At 43.2% G+C, this 19,180-nt stretch carries 22 protein-coding genes; 12 read left to right on the plus strand and 10 right to left on the minus strand.

Going from position 1 to position 19,180, the window contains the following annotated elements; all coding sequences use genetic code 11:
* Positions 1–26 precede the first annotated feature (26 nt).
* The 4 genes from QZ918_RS05815 (at position 27) to QZ918_RS05830 (ending at position 3,788) form a co-directional block, all read left to right on the plus strand.
* On the plus strand, positions 27–800 hold the full coding sequence (locus QZ918_RS05815; RefSeq protein WP_293332238.1) for an ABC transporter permease: 774 nt from the start codon (positions 27–29) through the stop codon (positions 798–800).
* A 159-nt stretch (positions 801–959) separates the two neighbouring features.
* Positions 960–1,886 (plus strand): Uma2 family endonuclease, encoded by a 927-nt coding sequence (locus QZ918_RS05820; protein ID WP_293332241.1) that lies wholly within the window; start codon positions 960–962, stop codon positions 1,884–1,886.
* Positions 1,887–2,187: 301 nt separating this feature from the next.
* Positions 2,188–3,015 (plus strand): ATP-dependent sacrificial sulfur transferase LarE, encoded by an 828-nt coding sequence (gene larE, locus QZ918_RS05825; protein WP_293332244.1) that lies wholly within the window; start codon positions 2,188–2,190, stop codon positions 3,013–3,015.
* Between the two features lie 278 nt (positions 3,016–3,293).
* A complete protein-coding gene (locus QZ918_RS05830; RefSeq protein ID WP_293332247.1) occupies positions 3,294–3,788 on the plus strand; it encodes a hypothetical protein in 495 nt (164 codons plus the stop codon).
* Between the two features lie 144 nt (positions 3,789–3,932).
* On the opposite strand, the gene QZ918_RS05835 is transcribed toward QZ918_RS05830, so the two are convergent.
* From QZ918_RS05835 to QZ918_RS05845, 3 genes are all read right to left on the minus strand, one after another.
* Positions 3,933–5,825 (minus strand): polysaccharide biosynthesis/export family protein, encoded by a 1,893-nt coding sequence (locus tag QZ918_RS05835; protein ID WP_293332250.1) that lies wholly within the window; start codon positions 5,823–5,825, stop codon positions 3,933–3,935.
* Between the two features lie 110 nt (positions 5,826–5,935).
* On the minus strand, positions 5,936–7,096 hold the full coding sequence (locus tag QZ918_RS05840; protein ID WP_293332253.1) for an RNA-guided endonuclease InsQ/TnpB family protein: 1,161 nt from the start codon (positions 7,094–7,096) through the stop codon (positions 5,936–5,938).
* A complete protein-coding gene (locus QZ918_RS05845; protein WP_293332256.1) occupies positions 7,017–7,613 on the minus strand; it encodes an IS607 family transposase in 597 nt (198 codons plus the stop codon). The genes QZ918_RS05840 and QZ918_RS05845 overlap by 80 nt, the downstream gene beginning before the upstream one ends.
* A 281-nt stretch (positions 7,614–7,894) precedes the next feature.
* On the opposite strand from QZ918_RS05845, the gene QZ918_RS05850 reads away from it, so the two are divergent.
* A complete protein-coding gene (locus tag QZ918_RS05850) occupies positions 7,895–8,590 on the plus strand; it encodes a class I SAM-dependent methyltransferase (RefSeq protein ID WP_293332259.1) in 696 nt (231 codons plus the stop codon).
* A 13-nt stretch (positions 8,591–8,603) separates the two neighbouring features.
* Here the strand turns inward: QZ918_RS05850 and QZ918_RS05855 are convergent, their stop codons facing one another.
* Positions 8,604–8,834 carry a DUF4864 domain-containing protein gene (locus QZ918_RS05855; protein WP_293332262.1) on the minus strand — a complete coding sequence of 77 codons (231 nt, stop codon included), beginning with the start codon at positions 8,832–8,834 and terminating at the stop codon, positions 8,604–8,606.
* Between the two features lie 125 nt (positions 8,835–8,959).
* Between QZ918_RS05855 and QZ918_RS05860 the strand changes: the two genes are divergently transcribed.
* Entirely contained in the window at positions 8,960–9,643 is a 684-nt protein-coding gene (locus tag QZ918_RS05860; protein WP_293332265.1) for a class I SAM-dependent methyltransferase, read from the plus strand.
* A gap of 286 nt (positions 9,644–9,929) precedes the next feature.
* On the opposite strand, the gene QZ918_RS05865 is transcribed toward QZ918_RS05860, so the two are convergent.
* The 3 genes from QZ918_RS05865 to QZ918_RS05875 all read right to left on the minus strand — a co-directional run bounded on the left by QZ918_RS05865 (position 9,930) and on the right by QZ918_RS05875 (position 10,794).
* Positions 9,930–10,268 (minus strand): type II toxin-antitoxin system RelE/ParE family toxin, encoded by a 339-nt coding sequence (locus QZ918_RS05865; RefSeq protein WP_293332268.1) that lies wholly within the window; start codon positions 10,266–10,268, stop codon positions 9,930–9,932.
* A complete protein-coding gene (locus QZ918_RS05870; protein WP_293147210.1) occupies positions 10,265–10,519 on the minus strand; it encodes a hypothetical protein in 255 nt (84 codons plus the stop codon). Before QZ918_RS05870 ends, QZ918_RS05865 begins: the two co-directional genes overlap by 4 nt.
* An 83-nt stretch (positions 10,520–10,602) precedes the next feature.
* Positions 10,603–10,794 carry a hypothetical protein gene (locus QZ918_RS05875; RefSeq protein WP_293332271.1) on the minus strand — a complete coding sequence of 64 codons (192 nt, stop codon included), beginning with the start codon at positions 10,792–10,794 and terminating at the stop codon, positions 10,603–10,605.
* Between the two features lie 185 nt (positions 10,795–10,979).
* Here QZ918_RS05875 and QZ918_RS05880 point away from each other — a divergent pair, with 185 nt between their 5' ends.
* The 4 genes from QZ918_RS05880 to QZ918_RS05895 all read left to right on the plus strand — a co-directional run bounded on the left by QZ918_RS05880 (position 10,980) and on the right by QZ918_RS05895 (position 13,868).
* On the plus strand, positions 10,980–11,984 hold the full coding sequence (locus QZ918_RS05880; protein WP_293332274.1) for an endonuclease NucS domain-containing protein: 1,005 nt from the start codon (positions 10,980–10,982) through the stop codon (positions 11,982–11,984).
* A gap of 118 nt (positions 11,985–12,102) precedes the next feature.
* A complete protein-coding gene (locus QZ918_RS05885) occupies positions 12,103–12,741 on the plus strand; it encodes a histidine phosphatase family protein (RefSeq protein WP_293332277.1) in 639 nt (212 codons plus the stop codon).
* Positions 12,742–12,889: 148 nt separating this feature from the next.
* A complete protein-coding gene (locus QZ918_RS05890; protein ID WP_293332280.1) occupies positions 12,890–13,657 on the plus strand; it encodes a YebC/PmpR family DNA-binding transcriptional regulator in 768 nt (255 codons plus the stop codon).
* Between the two features lie 82 nt (positions 13,658–13,739).
* The gene (locus QZ918_RS05895) at positions 13,740–13,868 is read left to right on the plus strand and encodes a hypothetical protein (RefSeq protein ID WP_293332283.1); all 129 of its coding nucleotides are present in this window, start codon (positions 13,740–13,742) and stop codon (positions 13,866–13,868) included.
* On the opposite strand, the gene QZ918_RS05900 is transcribed toward QZ918_RS05895, so the two are convergent.
* The 3 genes from QZ918_RS05900 to QZ918_RS05910 all read right to left on the minus strand — a co-directional run bounded on the left by QZ918_RS05900 (position 13,861) and on the right by QZ918_RS05910 (position 17,193).
* Positions 13,861–14,082: a type II toxin-antitoxin system HicB family antitoxin gene (locus QZ918_RS05900; protein WP_293332286.1), complete on the minus strand. Its 222-nt coding sequence runs from the start codon at positions 14,080–14,082 to the stop codon at positions 13,861–13,863. The two genes, QZ918_RS05895 and QZ918_RS05900, sit on opposite strands and share 8 nt — an antisense overlap.
* A 12-nt stretch (positions 14,083–14,094) precedes the next feature.
* Complete coding sequence (locus tag QZ918_RS05905; RefSeq protein ID WP_293332289.1) at positions 14,095–14,565, minus strand: excisionase family DNA-binding protein; 471 nt, start codon at positions 14,563–14,565, stop codon at positions 14,095–14,097.
* A 219-nt stretch (positions 14,566–14,784) separates the two neighbouring features.
* On the minus strand, positions 14,785–17,193 hold the full coding sequence (locus tag QZ918_RS05910) for an NACHT domain-containing protein (protein WP_293332292.1): 2,409 nt from the start codon (positions 17,191–17,193) through the stop codon (positions 14,785–14,787).
* Between the two features lie 501 nt (positions 17,194–17,694).
* Here QZ918_RS05910 and QZ918_RS05915 point away from each other — a divergent pair.
* Together QZ918_RS05915 and QZ918_RS05920 are read left to right on the plus strand one after the other, a co-directional pair.
* Complete coding sequence (locus QZ918_RS05915) at positions 17,695–17,940, plus strand: hypothetical protein (protein WP_293332295.1); 246 nt, start codon at positions 17,695–17,697, stop codon at positions 17,938–17,940.
* 37 nt (positions 17,941–17,977) lie between these two features.
* Positions 17,978–18,898, plus strand: a complete 921-nt coding sequence (locus QZ918_RS05920; protein WP_293332298.1) for a ricin-type beta-trefoil lectin domain protein — start codon at positions 17,978–17,980, stop codon at positions 18,896–18,898.
* Positions 18,899–19,180: the final 282 nt, after the last annotated feature.

Here is a 19,180-nt window from a genome sequence, read left to right on the forward strand (position 1 = left end):
AAAGTTGACTGCGGGTTAATAACTAGATGAATTTGAGAAGAATCTTGACAGTCGCGACTAATGTATATTGGGAAGTAATTCGCGATCGCATCCTTTACTTAATTATTATTTTTGCTCTGTTGATGGGAGCCTCGGTGCGCTTGATACCGGAATTGGCAGCGACAACCGAAAAGAAAATTATCTTAGATATCGGCTTGGCTGCGATGAGCATCCTCGGTATAATTGTCACAGTTTTTGTGGCTACCGGACTGGTCAACAAAGAAATTGAAAAGCGGACTGTTTACCTGTTAGTTGCCAAGCCGATAAGCCGGGCTGAGTTAATTGTCGGCAAGCACTTAGGGATGTCGGCGGTGCTATTCGTTCTTGTAGCAGCAATGACTGCTATCTATCTGGTTATTCTGAGTTTGAGTCGAATTCCTTACCCTTTGGGCACCATTTTAATCGCTTCTCTATTCGTATGGTTTGAGCTGTGCCTCATGGCTGGTGTCGGGATTTTATTTGGGGTTTTTAGCAGTTCGCTGCTGGCAACTTTACTGACATTTAGCGTTTATTTGATGGGACACTCGACGCGGGATTTAGTGGCTTTTGGCAAGTTAACTAAAAATCCTGGCATTGAACAATTGATGATGGGACTTTATCTAGTTTTGCCCGATCTAGCCCGGTTCAATTTGAAAAATGATGCTGTTTACGGACAAGTACCTTACTTAGCGGGTTTGATTACAGATGCGGGCTATGGTGTGCTGTATGTGGTGCTGCTGCTGTCAATGGCGATCGCCATATTTTCCCGCCGGGAATTTTAAATAGTTCGTAGTGAGAACTTTAGTCTTCGGATTTTGCGGACTAAAGTCCTCACTACGAACCAATTTTATTATCTAATTAGCGCGCTAAGATAAAGACAAGGTTGTCGATCGCCAATCTCGAATAGAACTCAAACTTTTATTGGTAAAATGAGGTGACTTATGACTGCTGTAATTCACAAACCGATATCGCAGCTAAAAATTACCTGGCCCCTGCTTCCCGATGATTTTATTCTACCAGATGACCCCGTGGAAAATATAGAACATCCTTTAATATCTAACGGTTTGCGCCAGTCCCTAATTGATTCCCCGGAACAAACGCAAGACGCACTGATAGTTTCTAATTTTGCCTTGTGTGCTGCTGTGGACGATCGCACTATTTGCAAAGCCCCAGACTGGATGTACGTCCAACCGGTACAACCTTGGCCTCACAGCTATCCCCGCCGCAGTTACACGCCTCATACCGAAGGAACAGTGCCTTTTGTAGTGATGGAATTTCTCTCAGCTACTTACGGCGATGAATACTCTGTCGAACACACAGAAGAAATCGGCAAGTGGTTCTTTTACGAACAAGTAATCAAAGTTCCTCGCTATGTCATTTTTCGGCCGCATACGGGCAGACTAGAAGTTTATGCGCTGGAATCCGATCGCTACAACAATCAAGATGCTGATGAAAATGGGCGTTATTTGATACCTGGATTAAATCTATTTTTGGGAGTTTGGGTGGGAACTCGGGAAGGTAGAACAGGAAATTGGCTGCGCTGGTGGAATGCAGACGGAGAGTTGCTTTTGTGGCCGGAAGAACGGGCGGAAGTAGAACGTCAGCGGGCAGAAGCCGAAAGTCAGCGGGCAGAAGCCGAAAGCCAGCGGGCAGAAGCCGAAAGCCAGCGGGCAGAAGCTGAAAGCCAGCGGGCAGAAGCTGAAAGCCAGCGGGCAGAAGCTGAAAGCCAGCGGGCAGAAGCCGAAAGCCAGCGGGCAAATCGCGAACAGCAAGATAAAGAGTCCGCCCAAAGGCTGCTGGAACAGGAAAGACAGCGCAATCAAGAACTTTTGGCGCGATTGGCAGCCCTCGGTATCGATCCAGAATAAGATTAGAAGGAAGAAGGAAGAAGGAAGAAGGAAGAAGGAAAGCCGCGCGAGATGTACTTTCTTCATCTTCCTTTATTTAGTCTGCTTTCTAACAATACTCCGGACAGTTTTTAGAACGAAACCACAAGCTTTACAGCGTATAGATCGTAGAAATTACGAATAAAATGCAACTGAGGCTCAGACGTGACATTGATTTAATTATCGCTGGCAACCCGAAACCCTAGAGGATACGTCATCCAGCACTAAAAAAAGTGTCCGAACCATTGTTCTAACTTATCTATTTGTAATAAAAGTTGAAATCATGTTAGTGAAAAAACTCGAAGAATTAAAAGACATTTTCGCGCTGATGGAACGGGCGTTGATTGCCTACTCTGGCGGCATTGACAGCACTTTGGTGGCAAAAATTGCTTTTGACGTGTTGGGCGATCGCGCTTTGGCTGTAACGGCTGTTTCTCCATCTCTACTGCCCGAAGATTTGGAAGATGCCCGGATTCAAGCCGCAGAAATTGGCATCGCCCACCAGGAAGTCGAAACTCAGGAAATGGCAAATCCTAATTACACTTCTAACCCGGTTAATCGGTGCTATTTCTGCAAAAGCGAACTGCACGATACTTTGAAACCGCTAGCACTGGCCAACGGTTATCCTTATGTGGTGGATGGGGTGAATGGTGATGATTTAAAGGATTACCGCCCGGGGATTCAGGCTGCAAAGGAACGGGGCGCGCGATCGCCTTTAGCAGAAGTCGGCATGACTAAATTTGAAGTGCGGCAGTTAGCAAGAGAATTGGGTTTGCCTTGGTGGGACAAACCGGCACAGCCTTGTTTGAGTTCGCGCTTTCCCTACGGTGAAGAAATCACCGTTGCCAAGTTGCAAAGAGTGGGGCGCGCTGAACGGTATTTGCGGCAGTTGGGACTGAAAAATCTGCGCGTGCGATCGGATGGAGATACCGCGCGAATTGAATTGCCCGCCGAGGAGATTCAAGAGTTTGTATTAAATGCGGATTTGCCTGCATTGGTGGCGGTGTTTCAGCAGTTTGGTTTTGTGTACGCGACTTTGGATTTGGAGGGGTTTCGCAGCGGCAAATTAAATCAGGTTTTGCAACCTGAATTGTTGGCGGCGAAGGCTTGATTAAGCCTAATCGATCGGGAGCATCTAATTTTCGCAAACAAATATTTCTTTTTACAGTCACATTTGTAGTAGGGTGTGTCAGCCACTTCTGGCTTTTTACCTGAAAATTAGGCTAATCGCTGACGCACCCTATAATATCTACATTGACTCTGAAAATTAAACTGTGGCTTTTATCAATAACTTCTGCTGTCTTATTGGTGGCTGGATTTGCGCCAAAAAAAATATTGCATTCAAACCTTGCAAAAATTAAGCTAATTAATTTGATATCCTCAATAAAATTGCCTAGCATAATTGGCATATCTCTCGAAGGTCGTTATGCAATGTATTGGGGAGACTGGGAGTATTATAAAGCGCACGGTTCAATGGAGCAAACTTTGATTGGATATCTTCAATTGCAAGGAGGTAGCTACTTTTTTGTGCCAGAAAAATGCTTTATTAATTTGGCGTTGTCTGAATGTACAAAAAAATCTAGCGACGCTAGAGAAAAACTTTTGCTCGATCAATATGTTAAAGACAGATTTTTATTTTTAACTAAGCCGCAAGGTAAATATTCAATCCAATACGAACCCAAAATTCATCCCTACACGGTTCTAGAAAATCAAGAAGACGGTGAGATATTGGTGCGGATTAATTTCGATCCACAGCAAACAGATATTAATAGTTTAACTCCCGATCGAGTGTTTTTAATTAGAAACATGAAAGATGCCAAAAAGCTGCGTTTTCACAGCACAATTAGTGAAATTGAATGGTGGTCAATTAGAAAGTATTACTAATTAGAAGTAAAATGAAAAAGTAGTAGGGTGCGTCAGCTCTTTCTCGATGCCCGCCTGAAAATTGTGCTATAAGCTGACGCACCCTACAATATCTAACTATTTTTGCAAGAGGTCTACTAAACTGACGCACCACATCGCTAAATATCAAGGAATAGTTGTTGGCAGGATTTGCTGTGGTTGTAGTTGCTGATTTTGCTGCTGCTGATTTTGCTGCTGCTGCTGCTGCTGCCGTTGAAGTTCAAGTTGCTGATTTTGAAGATCTATCTGCCGATTTCTGTCTTGTAGTTGCAAAAGTCTGTCTTCAGCTTGGCGCGCTCTGTCTTCAGCTTGCAGCCTTCTGTCTTCAGCTTGTCTCTGTCTGTCTAGCTCTCTGTCTGCACGTTGCTGTTGTCTGTCTTCACGTTGTTCCCGAAGCTGTCTGAGTTGATTGCGCCGATCGAAATCTCCTCCCAAAAATAAGTTCTGAAAAGCGTTGATAGTTGTTTGAAACCCTGTAAAAATGCTACTAACACTGCCTACCCCAGTTGCAACTCCTGTTATCGGCTGCAAGAAAGTGGCAATATTGTCTGCTACCCTAGTATAGCCCGATCGCGCTACGAGAATCACATCGTTGTTTCGGAGAGTTGGGTTATTGTCAGGATTCAGCCCTTGAGCAAAATCGACATTAATAGTGCGGCGAGTAACAGTACCGTTGGGGTTCAAACGCAGCAGTTCCACCTTATCTTTTTTAGCCCGCAATTGATTGAAACTACCCGCAGTCAGCAAAGCTTGGTGGAGGGATGTACTAGGTTTAACCTGTAAAGCTCCGGGTCTGATCACTTCCCCTACAATATTGATGCCGATCGCATTTGGAGAGAAACTTGTACTTCCGAGTTGGGCAACTTCAGCTAAGTCTACAGTAGATGCCGTCGGAATAATGACGCTATCTCCTTCTTGCAGTAAAACATCTTGAGTTGCATCACCTTTTTGCAGCAAATCCCACAGATTTACCGTGATAGTTTGTTCTGTCCCACCTCTGATACGGCGGCGGATTTGGACGCGGCGAATGTCTGCTTCTGTGGTGATACCGCCAGCAATTTTCAGTGCTCTAGTGATTGTTGGTAATCCGACAACGGCTCCTCCTCCTTGTTGTTGTTCAATAGAGACAAAACTCAGATCTGTTTGTTGGTTAGTCGATCGCAAATCCGAAGCAGATACAGTATAAGGCCCCGGCCGGTTAACTTCTCCAACAATTACCACGCCAATTGGTTTAGTAATATCAGCGGAAAAACTAGCACTGGCTCTTTGACGGACTTCTTGGGTATTGAGAGCACTTGCTGTCGGTACAAAAATTGTATCTCCATCTCGGATCGTGACATCTTGGCTCAAATTTCCCGTATCTAAAAAATCCTGCAAATTAACAGTAATAAGTTGTTCTGCTCCGCCTCTGCGGGGACGGCGAATTTGGACGTTTCGCATATCTCCTGCGGATGTCACCCCTTTGGCAAGTTGCAGCATTTCCATCAAAGTTGGAAATTTTACGCCTCCTCCGGTTCCTTCTCTGCTGGCATTAATTTTGTAGGAACCGGGGCGAGTAACTTCACCGGCAACACCTATATTTAGGGGGCGAGTAACTATCAGAGTCACGGTGACAACGGGAACATTGATGAAGGGTTCGTATCGCTTGGTAATGACGGTAGCGGCTTGTTGCAGCGTCAACCCTTGAATTGAGACGCTGCGAATGATTGGTAGATTGAGGGTTCCGTCAACTAAGACTTGATATTCTTTGCTGAATTCAGGGACGCCGAAGATATCTAAAGCAATGCGATCGCCCGGGCCTAAAGTATAAGCCGCTTCTTGTATCAGCGAACCCGAATTGCCGATCCGCGGGAAACTCGAACCCGGAGGCGGTGGTGGCGGTACTCTCGGCCTGTTTGGGCTCGGAGCGCGTGCAGGAGTTCTGACGGCAGGCAATTGAGCTATACTGGGCAGCGAACCGCTTAGCACCAGGAGTGCTGACAAACTCAGACTTGTAGCGGTTTGAATGTTATGTTTCATCTTTACTTTCCTGGTTGCAGTCTGCCAATGAACGATCGCAATTTAGCTAGTTAATTTTAGTTTATTTTCCGTTCTGTCCAGTGTAGCCGACACTTTTTTGCTAACAAATGCTAACAAACGTATAAGTCAAGAGAATCTCTCAACAAAGGCGTGTCAACCAATGCCCGCAGCAAAATCCCGCGAGCACCATTTAGATCCCGATCCATCTTCAATCCGGTGGCTGCGGACTTAATAGTTCTAGCGCCACCTAGATTTTTGACAATTTCGCCCGTCCATGACACAGTTTTCGACGTGTAAGCTTCGTTGCAGTCAATCACGAGTTTGGAATTTTCCCAAGCTTTCCACTTGAGGAAATTCTTGAATTCGTAATGACTTAGAGTCAACATTTGTCTCACCGTTTTGTTTCTCAACTTTCGGCGCGACTTAGACACCATTTGAGAAGCCTCGAACGTAGGCAGTAAAATTACATCAAAGTTATCAACCAAAAACTTAGCTACTTTGTGATGCAATTCTCTGACCAAATTCTTGATTTTACAACGAAGTCTACCGACTGCTTTCTTGAATCTTCTTTTCTGCCGACTGGAGGATTTACAGATTTTCGATACAAATTTGTCTAACCTAAAACACAGTTTCTGAATATACAAATTAGAATCATTTCCGAGCCAGCCATAGGAATCTTCAGAGAAAAACGTCATGAACGTGCGGACACCGGGGTCTAAGGCAACGACGCGACCTTGTTTATCAGTCTGGGTCTGTTGCACTTCTTCAGAGACAATTAGGTAGTATTCTCCGTAAGCAAGAGTCAACCTACCGTCGCTGAAATTTGCAGGCAAAGATTCTGTTAACTGGCACTTACCCAGAATCGAATGGTAAACACCGCAGTCTTTTATAGATGTTTTTGGCACGTAAATAGACTGCTTAGTGTCTTTTCTACTGCGAAACTTGCATCTGCGGAGTTGACCGTCTTTCTTGAAACCCTGTTTAGCTGCTTTAACCGCTAAGCAGGCATCTTTGATGGCAATCGATTTAATTTGGAAAGGTACAGACTTTGCCCATTCCGGCAAGCTGTTGAGTATTCCAGTCTTAATCGTCATCCAGTTAGCTTTTGCGCCTGGTTCTTGGAGGCATTTAATGGTCGTGTTGTAGACAAAGCGACTTACTCCAAACCACTGCTTAATCAGCGCTTTCTGTTCAGGACTTAGGAATAGCCGGATCTTCCTTGATTTTCTTAGCAATACTTCTGAGTCCGTGCATTCTGCAACTGAAGACATGAAGGATGGCAAGAAGATCGCTTGTGAGTTCGGTTTCTGGGCAGTGAACAGTTTTGTCAAGAACCATGATTTGCCCACCGTTTTGTTGAACCATGAACTCGAATAATTCAAAGCCGAATCTGCACAATCTGTCGCGACAGGCAACAACAATCGTGAGCTGTTCGCCGCGCATAAATCTGACCAGTAGGGCTTGCAGTCCTTTTCTTTTGAAATTGAGTCCTGAGCCGATATCTTGGATGATTTCGGCATCGGGGTACTGCTGTCGCATAAAGTCAACTTGTCGAGCGAGGTCGTCTCGCTGCTTGGGTGAACTGACGCGACAGTAGCAAACAACGGTAGTTCTAGTTGCACCGCGCTGGTAGGACTCGACATCGTAGAGTCTTTGCCCTGCTTCGTTTTTGATGCTTTTGATCTTCCCTTCGTCTGCATATTTTCTTAATGTATGTGGATGCAAGCCCAGAAATTCGACTGCTTTTCTAAGCGGTATGTATGCCATGTAGCTAATAGTAGCATACATTAACAAATATAAGCGAATACTTTACTGTGCGTCAACCTCGCTGTCCTGAAAAATCCAGAGCTGGAATTGTAAAATTTGTGCGATCGCACGCGAGCGATTTTGTACATTGTATGCAAACAAAGTGTAAAGCCCGCCAACGATTCTCGGGATTAAGACTTAGTTCCACCAATTTTTTTATACACAATTCGGTCTACAAATCAACCAGCCACAGAAAGGAAAGCGAAAAACAGCTCAGATTTGATGTAAAGTATTAAATAATTTTCTATGCGGGACAAAGACAAGTGTCACTAAAATTGGATAAAGTAATTCCCTGGGGACGCTGCTTGGATGAATACATAGGAATGTTTAGCCTGACATCAGGTGACCTCAAGCTAGCAATTCTTGATTGTGCGGGCGGGCCGGCGAGTTTCAATGCCGAAATGACTCGCCAAGGTAACAAGGTGATTTCTTGCGATCCAGTGTATCAGTTTACGGCGGTGCAAATTGGCGATCGCATCCAAGAAACATATCAAACTGTAATTGACGGTGTTAAAGCCAATGTAGACGGCTACCTCTGGAACAATTTTGAATCGCCGTACCAGCTAGGCGAAGTGCGGATGAAAGCAATGCAGGAATTTTTAGCAGATTTTCCCTCTGGCTTGGAGCAAGGCCGCTACCTGACTGCTGAGCTGCCTGTTTTGCCCTTCGATAACAATCAATTTGACTTAGCTTTGTGCAGCCATTTCTTATTTGCTTATTCTCACCTGCTTTCGGAAGAATTTCATCTAGAAGCAATTATGGAAATGTGTCGGGTTGCTAAAGAAGTGCGGGTGTTTCCGCTGTTGCAGAGTTTTAGCGGGGAGGAATCTGAGCATTTAAATCCAGTGATTTCCCAATTGAAAAACAAAAATTTTCGTGTGGAAATTCAAGAGGCTCCCTATGAGTTTCAAAAAGGTGGAAATAAGATGCTGCGAGTTAGCAAAAAAAGCTCCGAATAAAAGTAAGGATAACTTATTCTGCTGTGATGGCAACCAAATAACAGCCATTAATTCGCCAAGTACGATTCCCTTCGGGATAGCTTCGCTTCACGAACTGTTTTTCCATGACATAAAGTGCTCTGATGGGGATGCCTTCGGAGTCAAGCAACAGCACTGGCTGAGCGGGAATTACTTCTACAGTGGCGAGGTTTTCAAATAATACCGATCGCGGACGGTAGACAGCTTCATAGGCAATTTTTACCATGTTTGATCAAATTTATTCATACATAACTCGGGAGCCAAATCAACCCGCCGCAGAAAGGGGATAGGAAAAAATAGCCCTGATTTGAGGTAAAATGTTAAATAATTCTATCTCCGGGACAAAGACAAGTGTCACTAAATTTGGATGAAGTAATTCCCTTGGGACGCTGCTTGGATGAATACATAGGAATGTTTAGCTTGACATCAAGTGACCTCAAGCTAGCAATTCTTGATTGTGCCGGCGGTACGGCAAATTTCAATGCCGAAATGACTCGCCAAGGTCAAAAGGTAATTTCTTGCGATCCAGTTTATCAGCTTACTGCGGAGCAAATTCGCGCTCACCTCCCAGAATATCACGATTTCATTAATGGTTTCGAGGCAAGTAGACCCAACTACCTGTGGAACATTTTTGAATCGCCGTCCCAGCTAGCCGAAGTGCGATGGAATGCGACGCAGAAATTTTTAAAAGATTTTCCATCAGGCTTGCAGGAAGGCCGCTACGTGACTGCATCGCTGCCTGTTTTGCCTTTCGAGAACGGTCAATTCGATTTAGCTTTGTGCAGCCATTTCTTATTTCCTGATACTCACCTTTCGGAAAATTTTCCTCTGGCAGCTATTACAGAAATGTGTCGGGTTGCGAAGCAAGTCCGGGTATTTCCTCTATTGCAGAGTTTTAGCGGGGTGGAATCCGAACACTTAAACCCAGTGATTGCCGAATTGAAAAACAGAAGTTTTACTGTGGAAATTCAAGAGGTTGCTTATCAGTTTCAAATAGGCGGAAATAAGATGCTGCGAGTTAGGGGGCGAATGTAGCCAATTACCGGGCGAATGGAATTCGCGGCTATACAAACAATGTCCGCAGTTACCGGGCGAATGGAATTCGCGACTATAGCCTTTCTCAAAAAGATGAGGTATGACTGGCATCAGTATAACCGATTAGACGTATAGGGCCCAAGCCCAACAACGTCCGCGAATCTTTCTGAGAACCGCTATATACAAACAATGTCCGCCTCCGCGGACTGGAAGAAAGAAATAGTTGCTGGTGAATGGAATTCACGATCGCTTATTTCCCAAAAATATAGATAAGTTAAGCAGAAGATTATGCCTCATTTTCGGGTTCGCCAATCGCACGTTGGAGTGCATTGCGAATGTGAATAATCCTCACCGTTGGTATGGGTCGATCGTCAAGAATAGTGAAGAGTATGCGATATGTGGTTTTACCACTTCCATATAGAAGCTGGCGAATCTCTTGGCTAAAAAATGCGTTTTCACGGGCTAAAACACAACGACGGGGCATTTCCGAAAGTGAGGAAATCGCTTTAATCAGGCCTTGATACCATGCTTGAGCGCGATCGGGAGTCGTGAATTGGGAAAAATTCAAAAACGCTGCATCAGCTTCAGATTGAGCTGTACTGGAAAAATCAATGCGATAAGTCATGCTTCCAAAGAAAGTCCGTATTTCTGGTTTTGTCGATCGACAAAATCTTCCAAACTAGAAAATTGACCCCGATCGAAGTCATCAAGTCCGCGTTGAATCCCTTCCAATGCCTCAAAGAAATCGCTTTCATCAAAGCTAAGGCCGAAGGCGAGAACAGCTAGGATAACGCTGGTTATATCTTGTCCTGTACTTTCAGCCCGTTGCCGCAGCAGTGCTTCAATTTTTGGGGGTAAGGTGAGTGTAACGGTCATAAAAGTTATGATGAATGGTTAACTTTAATTTGTAACTTTATTTTGACATAGTTAGCCAAAACATCGCTTCCTCAACTATCTGCCTATTCCGGAACCCGATCGCCCGAAATGCCTGTCTTGCCTTTCTGGTAATCTTGCAAGACGGAGAGACTCATTGCGATGGTTTGTTCTTCGCCCAGGGGTTGAAACTCGTTTGCTGTGTCAATTTCTCCCCACTGATATCCCTCGCTTTCCTCAGTAATTTCTGTGATTAGGCGTTGGACTGATTCAGCCATGAAAGTGCGATCGCCTTCACCGCATCGCTGGACATGACCTGAATTTTGGCGTGGAGTTGCTTTATAGATTGAGCCATTGGACAATAAAGACTGACTGATGTAATTTTAGCGCAGTGTCAAATACTTGCACATACTTTAACGCACAGTTGCGCTAAAATTAATTAAAGACTTTAAGAATTGTCAAAATGCTAAGCAGCGCCGCATTGAGGAAAACAGGGTCGGGGTGGGAATTTGCAAGTGAAGAAGCGTTAGAGGATTTTGTCGAAGTTCACTTGCAAAGTTTGCTCGGTTTGACGGTCATCAAGCGGCAATTCACAATCAATGAGCAAAGATGCGATATTATAGCGGTGGACGAGAATAAACGGTTAGTGGTGCTGGAGTTGAAAAACGGCGAAGATAGATATGTCGTTCAGCAGTTAACCCGTTATTATGATGCCTTGTTGGAACACAAACCTTTTGCCGATTGCGTGGATTACGAGCAACCTGTTCGCTTGATAGCAATTGCGCCAAAATTTCACAGGGATAATTTTACAGATAGGAAGTATCACGGGCTATTATTTGAGTTTTTACAATTTGCGATCGTTCCTGACGGGGAAAAATTATCTTTACAACTGAAAGATGTAGATGCCGAACATATTGCACAAGTACAAATTACATATCAGCAAACAGAAAGCACTGATAATATACCGAATCCACCCAGAGAGTTTCGGAATCTACTCAAGAAGTTTATTGATGACGAACAGCAGGTAATCTGGAGAATTCGGGAAAGAATTCTCAGATTTGACACCCGTATGCAAGAAATAATTTGCTCTAAAAGCATTAGCTATGGTAAAGGTAAAAGTAAACTATGCGCTCAGATTTGTGTAGATAGAAGAGCTGAGAAATACTATATTAGACCATCACTCATGTTATGGCTACCTCTTTCCCCTTGGACAGATAACTGTAAAAAGGTTGGGAGAATGGCGATTTATAACCAAAAGCTCAATGATGCTCTATCTCTGAGCAAAATAGATGAGTATTCCTATCTTCGCCACTGGCCTGTTGGTTCTCGTTATTCTGCTTCTGATGGGCAAGTTCAAACTTGGAATTTAAAACACTATGTAAATGAGATAAGCAAGCAAGAAAATGAATCCCATGCTTTAGATTTTTTAGTTAATTTATCCTTACAAAAGTGGCGAGAAAGACTTTAGTGTAACTGAGACATTGCAGCAATGTCAAATACGATCGCACTTAAATAACGTCTGCTAAATTATTGATTACCAATATTTGATATAATATTACACCTAGAAGCCAAACTCAAACCAACTAATGTCACAAACAGTCTGGATCGCACGCCACGGAAACCGCATCGACTTCGTAAACCCCGACTGGTTTCTCACCGCAGAACACCGCTATGACCCCCACCTTTCCGAAGACGGTCACATTCAAGCCAAACAACTCGCCAATCGCCTCAAAGGTGAAGGAATTTCTCACATTTTCGCTTCCCCTTTTCTGCGAACTGTCCAAACAGCAAATCACGCAGCAGAAGCTCTAGATTTGTCAATTAAACTAGAGTGGGGACTTTGCGAATGGCTGAATGTTGAATGGATGACCGAAATGCCGGAAACTGAATCTGTCGAAGATTTGTGCAGGCGTTTTCCCAGGATTGATGCTTCCTACAAAGGTGGTATTCCTAAGTATCCCGAAACTGGGGAAGCTTGTCTCAAAAGGGCGGGGGAAACTGCTAAACGCCTCGCCGCACAGTTTCCTGAGGATATGTTATTGGTAGGTCACGGTGCGTCGGTTTTGGGAAGTGCGATCGGGCTAGCGGGCGGTGCAGAAACCGAAATTAATGCTTCTTTGTGCTGTTTGGTGAAAGTGGTGCGGGATGGGGGCGAATGGTCGATCGCACTTAATGGCGATACTTCCCACCTTACGGACACTGAAACCGTTGTCCGTTTTAATTAAATTTGAGATTCGTGCAAAAAATCGCATTGTATGATATGTGTACTGATTGGGTGTGCAGCGTACACCCTACGTTTGTTTGGTCTGTGAAAATCCGAGTGCTATCATGTAATGTCGATCGCACATTTCAAATCAAAAATCCCTAATTGTTATGGCAGGACACAGTAAATGGGCGAATATTAAACGCCAAAAAGCTAGAGTTGATGCCGTTAAAGGCAAGGTTTTTGCCAGAATATCTCGCGAAATTATTGTCGCCGCCCGCAGTGGAGTTCCCGATCCCGCTGGCAATTTTCAACTGCGGACTGCTATTGAAAAAGCGAAGGCGGCGAGTATTCCTAATGAAAACATAGAAAGGGCGATCGCCAAAGGTGCCGGTTTAGCCGGAGGTAGTTCCGAATTAGAAGCGATTCGCTACGAAGGTTACGGCATTGGCGGCGTAGCGATTCTGATTGAAGCCCTGACAGACAACCGCAACCGCACGGCGGCTGACTTGCGAGAAGCTTTTAGTAAAAAAGGCGGCAACTTGGGCGAAACTGGTTGTGTGGGCTGGATGTTCGATCACAAAGGAGTTTGTACAGTACGCGGCCCCATTGATGAGGAACAATTGTTTGAAGCATCCCTAGAAGCAGAAGCCGAATCCTACGATTTGATATCAATTGATGAGGATACTGAAGGTGCAGAAGTTTTTACAAGTGTGCCTAATTTGGAAAAACTGGCTGATGTTTTGAAACAAACAGGTTTTGCAGTTTTGCAGTCAGAGACTCGCTGGATTCCCAGCAATACAGTGGAAATAGACACTCCTGAAAAAGCTCGATCGTTGCTGAAGTTAATGGACGCCTTGGAAGATTTGGACGACGTGCAAAGTGTGACGGCTAATTTTGAAATGACCGATGAATTGATGTCCTCAATTATGATTTAAAATCCAAGGTTCGTAGTAAGGACTTTAGTCCGCATCAGGTTCGTAGTGAGGACTTTAGTCCGCATCAGGCTCATAGCAAAATTTGAAGCTTACTAGAACAATTACGGCTTTGTCGGAGTATGAAAGTGCGATCGCGAATTATCTGCCAGAAGTAGTGCGGTACCGGATGGGCGGATGGAGTAACTCAGATGGGCGATCGTTTGTCAAGTAGTAAGTTGATATATTGCCGATCGATATTTTGGTTCGGGAATGAGTTTTCCCGCAGTTGTTGCAGCTTCGGGCCATGCTGTTTTCGCAATCTGTACTTCCTGCAAAGCTAATTCTGGGGTTTGACCAAAAGCCGAACAGTATTTTAAATCTGGAATATCGGCAATATAGCCTTCATCTTCGTTGCTGTAAAAAATATTGATGCGATAGTCTTTCATGGTTCATCATCCTTAATTTTGAGCTATATCGTGTATTCCTGCTTCGTAAAATCCTTCCTCTTGAAGAAATTGAGTTAATTCCTTAAGTCCTTGGCGGCGCATCACTTTTCGCTGTTCTTGATAAATGATTAAATCCTTAAATCGAATCCGCCGATGGGAACCTACTTTGATATCAGGAATTGCTTCTTCATCTAGCAACTTGACTAGAAATGGTCGCGATACATTTAGGATGTCGGCAGCTTGCTGCGTCGTCAGTTCGCGATTGTGACGGACGATCGAAACAGCCCGATCTGATGCCATCGCCTGCACAGCTTGGCGCAGGATATTGCAGACTGATTCTGGCAGGATAATTTCTTCTCCGTTACTTGTGACTAATTTTGGTTGTGCAGATTCTCGGCTGAGTATCTGTGCTAATTGTGCTATGGATTCTTGTTCTTTTTCTGGAAGTAAAACTGGCTCTGGCGATGTTTTTTGCTTTAACATAACAAGATATATTTTGATTTTTTTCTTGACGATAACACTTTTTGCCTCGCAAACACAATATCCGAAACGAACGAAATATTCAAATCCAGAAATGGGGAAGTTCGATCGCCCAAAATTCCCCATCGAATCAATAATTCCCCTTTTTCTAAAACGGGGATTCGCGGTTAAAACAGCCGAATGACAAGGGAAATCTAAAACTGCTCATTTTTCCCTGTCTATTCAGGTTTTTGAATGCCTAGAATTGATTTCAGCAATAGGTAGCAAGAGAGTATCTTCAATTTCTTGACGAACTTGACTAGAGACAAAACAATTGGTTTTAAAAAAACAATTCGCTAAGAGTTCATTGGCATTGTAATAGCTCTTCAATAATTCCCTTTGATTTGGTGTGGACTTACCTTGCCAATCGAAGCCAAAACCGCGATAATCAATTATTATTTGTCTGACTTTTTCAGACAACTCTTTGGTTGTTTCCGAGTTAAAACACTCGAAATCTTCTTGTTGAGCTAATTTTTTATTAAATTCAGCCTGAAATTGTTCTAAAGCTTGTTTAAAATATTGGTTGTCTTGGAGAGTAGCGTCAGCCTTTTCAATAGCGATACTGAGCCAGGTTGTTACATCTTTACTTGGTTCGGCAGCTTGCCATAAATCAAAGCGATCGCGTGCTTCACTAGAATCAATTACCAGTGGCAAATCAACTTCTAAAAGAGGCTCAATAATGCGATCTAAACAAATAGCAAGTCCCCGACATGAATCTTGTTTGAGGTTTATTTCGTACAACAATTTACTCAGTAAACGATTTAATACATTATCAATAGACAAATCCCAGTCAAGAGATTTATCTATTGCACAAATCTGACCGCCATAATTATCCATTATCACCTCTAAGTAGAAAGCGCGAACACCCGCTGCCTTGTATTTAGTATTAACAGAGCAAGACTTTTGATATAGACAGTTCAGCATCTCTTGTAATATCTCTTGATTCTCAACTAAAGAATCAACTTTTTGTTTGATAATTTGCAACAGACAACTTGCATCAGGTAGTAGTTCAACAACCAATAAGAAAACTTCTCGCCATTGATGTTTGGTTATATGATTTGCTAACTGATGGAGGACAGGATCATCTATAGATCTAGGATTGCAGTTAGTAACGATCGCTTGGGCTATAAAATATTCATGGAAAGTTAAGTGAGAAAATGACCAATAGGTCTGCGCTCGCTCAATCAGCAGGCCACGTTCTGCAATGGACTTGAGCACCCGGCTACTTTCTACCCTCAAAGCCTCCATATCCGTCTGAGCTTCTGGCAAATTACGGATAAAATCACTAATCCAGGATTCAAGCTTTCGCTCTCCAAAAAAACGTTCATCTCTTTCAAATGTAGCTTTGGCAATTTCTCCCAATAACTCTTGAATTCGACGAGTATTTAAGCCACGATAAACTTGTTCTCTCTGAAGATTGTGTTGCTTGCTGTCCCACTTAAATAATAACAACTCAATTCCTTGTTTGTAAAGATCGGCACGACTCTCCATAAACCGACCAGAATCTTCAAAGACCAGACAAAGTAGGGTCAACAACAGGGGGGAGGTAGCTAATTGTAGAATTCGAGGATTAGCTTCGAGATGTTTCATAAACTCTGCTGCTGACTTGCGAGTGTCGCGGGAATTAAACCACTTATCGGCAAAGTTTTGAATTTGGGGCAACTTAAAATCAGCTACCTCCACCTCAGTAAAAGATGAAAAAGTGTACTCCCGTGCAGCAATCCGGCAAGTCAGGGCAAAATAGTTGGTAAAAAATTGCTCCGTAAACCGTTCGACTGATCGAACGACTCGCTGACTATCTGCTTCTTTGACCTCATCTAGCCCATCCAGCAATACCAACACCCGTCCCTGTTTTAATAATTGTTGCGTCGTTTCTGGATCAATTCCCTTGGATTCCCAATGTCGAATAATATAGTCCAGCAAAGACGGTCGATCGGGCTCGGCTGCAAAGTCTGACAGACGCACAAACACCGATACATAGTCCGGTAAAAACTGCTTGTGAAGATTGAGAATGGCAACCCGACACAAAAACGTCGTTTTCCCAGAACCAGGTTTGCCCAAAACCACCAACTGCTGAAACCTCTCCAGTGCTTTGAGCCCCGGAAGCCCTGGTTCCTGAATACCTCCAAATCCCAAGCGTTCAAAGTCTTCCTGGTTCGCTTGTTGGATCAGTTCTTGCTGCCCTAGTCGCAAACTTCCAGTCAACTTCTCCAGAACGTTGACTTCGATGAAAACATCATCTAAGCCGATTGACTGGCTCATGTCCAAGCACTTAATTTGACCGTGATGACGGCTCAAATATTCCCCGTACTTCTGGCGGACTTCTGTAAGCTGGACATCGCAACAGTCTACCACCTCTCGCCAGTTAACATCTACTACTTCACACGCTTTCTCTAAAGTATCCTGACTTACACTTCTTAAAGGAGTGCCTAAAATACCTTTAATGGTCGCAACAGAGCAAAAACTTTGTTGTGCCCACATTTCTTGAGACAATTTATTCTTCTTGTAGGCTCTTTTGAGTAATTGCTGTCCCTCTTTATGTGTAACTGGCATAAGCTGACCTCTTTTGATTAAAAATTTTGACTTTGGCAAAATTATAATATGGCTTTAAGTATTAAATCCCTCAGCCATCTACAAATAACTACAATTGCTCTTAACAATACTTCGGACAGTTTTAGATCTAATCAAGTATCTCAAACCCTTGATGGCTATAGGGATGAGTATTTTTTCAATCTTTAAGTAAGCGTCCTGAGTTTCAAAAAAACATTAAAAATGCCAGGGCTTACGCTGTAACGCTTACAGAGTCGTTAAAAAATTGTCCGAAGTATTGTCTTAAAATAAATTTTTTTTTGATGTGTGAGCCAAAATGAACTAATTTGAGCTATTTTGTGGGATAATATCGGACTTTTCAATCCCAAATCAGCGAGTTATTGTTAGTGGATGGATGAATCAAGTAAAAGTCAATCCACCATAAACATCAATAACTTAGTAGTTTTTACTTGGTCGTCAATGTTTCCATATTCAATCAAACAATAGCTCAACCAAATGTCAAAGTCAGCATTTTGTTTATGGCGATTAACTTTTCTAATCGCTGTGCAATTGACGATCTTATGTTTAGGTCAAAAAGCACAAGCCGGAGGTGGAGACTCAGATTTAGTTGATTCAGAATCAGAGAATCGACCGAAGATAATTAATGCTACTGCCAACATTAAATGGGATAAATGGAGTCAACCTTATTGGTTGAATGCCCAAGTCTGTCGGGATAAAGGTGGCGATACTGCTTGTTTCAGCTCTGATACTGCTAGAAAATTGGGCTGGAATATTCCCGATCGTAATTAATCTAAATCACTCATCTCATCATTAGGAGAGTCTGAAAATGAATTTCAAGAAAGTTCAAAAAATTGCTGCGATCGCCATTGCTAGTGTTTCTTTAGTAGCTACAGCACAAGCAGCTCAAGCATGGGAAACTTTTCAGGTAAATGGTGGATATGCACTGAATACCAATAACTCTTTTCGGTTAATTGACGGTAATCCTCGGATGTCTCTTTATCAACATAATGTCAACGATCCTGACCAACAATTCGATCGTTTACCAGGTAAATCCGGAACACTTTTACGTCATCGTTCTACAGGAAAGTGCTTAAATGCTTATTCGCCCGCCCAAAGCAAAGAAATAAATGTTTGGTCTTGCAACGCTTCCGATCCCGATCAAAACTGGAATTTACAGAGTGTTGGTAATGGAGAGTTCTTAATTAAACGTACTGAAACTCTTTGTATTGACTCTCCTACTCGTAGTAATAATGGCAGAATTCATCTAATTGGTTGCAATCCTAATAATCCAAACCAGCGTTGGAAAAGCAGTGCTAGTGTCTCAACAACATGGAAAATGCCTTGGCGTGGAGGACCTGTTTCGCGCAATCAAAGTTGGCATCCTGATGGCTATGGTTTAAGCAGTTTGGATTTGGGATTAAGTGCCGGTCAACCAGTTCTTGCTCCTATTAATTCAACAGTTGTATCCACCTGTAATGCTGGCAATAATCATCGGGCTATTAAATTACAGGCTTCTAATGGGCAATATTACTCATTAATTCACGTCACTACAAGTAGTATTTGGATTGGCAAAACCTATAATCAAGGAGCTCAAATTGGTGTTGTGGCTTCTGACATCCCTTGGAACGATTGCGCTAAATCGAAAGGAATTCATCTTCACATGGGATTTCCCAGCCAAAACTTTAGCATTGATGGCTATAACCTTACACCTTCATCCCTTCCCACCTCTTTCAGATCGAGTCAATGATAAATCTTCTTGGTGAAAATTGAGTAAAGCGATCGCTTCTTTTGCTCAAACCAATCTGAACTATACACTACTTTTTCAGGGAATCTGGTCATGCTGGCACAAGCTAGAGAGCGTTTGTTAAGTTTCATTACAAAAACTCGCGATCTGCATAAAAAGTCAGACAGATCCCTGACAGATAAGTAGGAACTCGCGATCGCGCATTTGCAAGTTGGCCGTTAACTGCGTGGGATTGAGAAGGGATCGCCCATTGCTATTTCCAATCTGGTCGATCGGAGTTTCCCG

Source organism: Microcoleus sp. CAWBG58 (genome assembly GCF_020883045.1).
Lineage (GTDB): Bacteria > Cyanobacteriota > Cyanobacteriia > Cyanobacteriales > Microcoleaceae > Microcoleus.